Annotated in this window: 2 protein-coding genes; one reads left to right on the forward strand and one right to left on the reverse strand. The window is 69.6% G+C overall.

Annotated features, from left to right (window positions below):
- Positions 1 to 984: sugar ABC transporter substrate-binding protein (locus P2P98_RS15300; RefSeq protein WP_275801005.1), on the reverse strand; the 984-nt coding region annotated here is incomplete at its 3' end.
- 147 nt (positions 985 to 1,131) lie between these two features.
- Here P2P98_RS15300 and P2P98_RS15305 point away from each other — a divergent pair.
- A partial coding sequence (locus P2P98_RS15305) for a Gfo/Idh/MocA family oxidoreductase (protein WP_275801006.1) occupies positions 1,132 to 2,304 on the forward strand: 1,173 nt, incomplete at its 3' end.

Below are 2,304 nucleotides of genomic sequence, written 5' to 3' on the forward strand. Positions count from 1 at the left end.
GGTGCCGTTGGCCGCGAACTTGGCGACCTCGGCGGCGTTGTCCTTCGTGACGAACGCGGGACCCGAGTAGACGGGCTGTCCGCCGCCGATCTCGTTGCCGTTCGTGCTCTTGAGGTAGAGCGCGGTGACGCCGAGGAAGCCCTGCACGTAGGGCTGCTGGTCGACGGCGAAGAGGATCTTGCCCGCCTCGATGTCGCTGACGACGTCCTCGGAGAGGTCGAAGGTGCCGATCTTGGCGGAGCTGCCCGACTCTTCGACCGCGCCGACGGCGTCGATGGCGTACTGGCCGCCGAGGGTGAGGACGGTGTCGATCGAGGGGTCGGCCTGGAGCTTGGCCTTGATGGTGGCCTTCACCTCGGCGTCGTTGGTGCCGTCGACCTGGAGGTTCTCCATCTGGCCCGAGAACGCCTGGGTGGCGGCGGCGCAGCGCTCCTCGAGTCCGACGTTTCCGGCCTCCTGGATGACGCAGAGGCCCTTCTTCAGGCCCTCCTTGCTGAGACGCTCACCCACGGCCTTGCCCGCGACGCTCTCGGTCTGGCCGATGTGCGTGAAGGCCCCGAACTCGGCGTAGCGGTCGATGCCGGAGTTGATGGTGACGACGGGGATGCCGGCGGCCACCGCCGCTTCGACGCTCGTCTTCAGACCGTCGGGGTTGGCCATCGAGACGACGATGCCGTTCACCCCCTGCGCGACGGCGTTGTCGATGAGCTGGGACTGCTTGGCGGGGTCGGGGTCGGCGTTGTAGGTGACGGTGACGCCGTAGTCGCCGCCGGCGGCTTCGGCGCCGGACTTCACGCGGTCCCAGAAGCTGTCGCCGGGGCCCGAGTGGGTGATGACGGCGTAGGTCAGGTCTTTCTTGGCGGTGGTGGTGGCAGCTCCGTCGCTGCCGTTGTTCACAGGTTCCTGCCCTGTCCCGGAGCAGGCGGTCAGTGCCAGCGCAACAGAGGCCGCCAGGGCGAGGGTGCCGATCAAGCGCTTCTTCATGGAGTTCCCTTTCGATGAGGACTTCGACATCGGGTGATGCTCATCGGTTGACGTCGCTGTCGGGTGTGAGCCTGGCACCGGCACTCGCAATTGTCAATACATTCTGTCAACATGTGATCACGCAACGACGCGAGCGAGAGGAAGACGATGAGCGAGTCCGGACACATCGGAGTGGGACTGATCTCGGCGGGGTGGATGGGGCGCCTGCATTCCCGCGCGTATCGCGCGGTGCCCACGCACTTCCCCGAGATCGGAGCGCACCCGCGCCTGGTCGTGGCCGCCGACCCCGACGAACGCGGCCGCGCGCACGCCCGTGACGTGCTCGGCTATGCCGCCGCGGTCAGCGACTACCGCGAGGTTCTCGCCGACCCCGCTGTCGACGTCGTGTCGATCTGCTCGCCCAACTTCCTCCACCACGAGATGGCCCTGGCCGCGGTCGCCGCCGGCAAGCCGTTCTGGATCGAGAAGCCCATGGGGCGCTCCCTCGCCGAGTCGCGCGAGATCGCCGAGGCGGCCGAGGCCGCCGGACTCGTGACCTCCGTCGGCTTCAACTACCGACACGCGCCGGCCGTGGCCCGCGCGCGCGAGCTCGTCCGCTCCGGGGCCCTCGGCACGATCACGAACGTGCGCGTGTCGTTCCTCGCCGACTACTCCGCCGACCCCCTGGGCGTCCTGACCTGGCGCTTCCTGCGCGAGAAGGCGGGCTCGGGCGTCATGGGCGACCTGCTCTCGCACGGCGTCGACCTCGCCCAGTTCGTCGTGGGCCGCATCGCCGCGGTCTCGGCGGCGAAGGAGACCTTCATCCGCCGCCGCCCCCTCCCCTCCGCGGGCGCGGTGAGCCATTTCGCATCGGGGAGCGCGGATGCCGAGACGGGCGAGGTCGAAAACGAGGACTACGCCGCCGTCATCGGGCGCTTCGACTCGGGAGCGGTGGGCGTGTTCGACGCGAGCCGCGTCGCCGTCGGCGCCCGCGCCGAGTACCGCCTCGAGGTGTACGGCACGCGCGGCTCGATCCGCTGGAACTTCGAGCGGCTGAACGAGCTCGAGCACGCCGACTCGGTGCACGGCTACCGGCGCATCATGGCCGAGCCCGGTTTCGGGGCGTTCGACCGCTTCCAACCGGGAGCGGGGACGTCGATGGGCTTCGACGACTTCAAGACCATCGAGGCGGCACTCTTCCTCGAGTCGGTCCGCACCGGTCGGCAGCTCGCGCCCTCGGCCGCCGACGGCTGGGCGGCGGCGGCCATCGTCGATGCGGCCGAGGAGAGCGTCGCGGACGGCCGGTGGCACGACGTGCCCGAAGTCACCGCGACCACGACC

It is taken from the genome of Microbacterium sp. Kw_RZR3 (genome assembly GCF_029222405.1).
Taxonomy (GTDB): Bacteria; Actinomycetota; Actinomycetes; order Actinomycetales; family Microbacteriaceae; genus Microbacterium.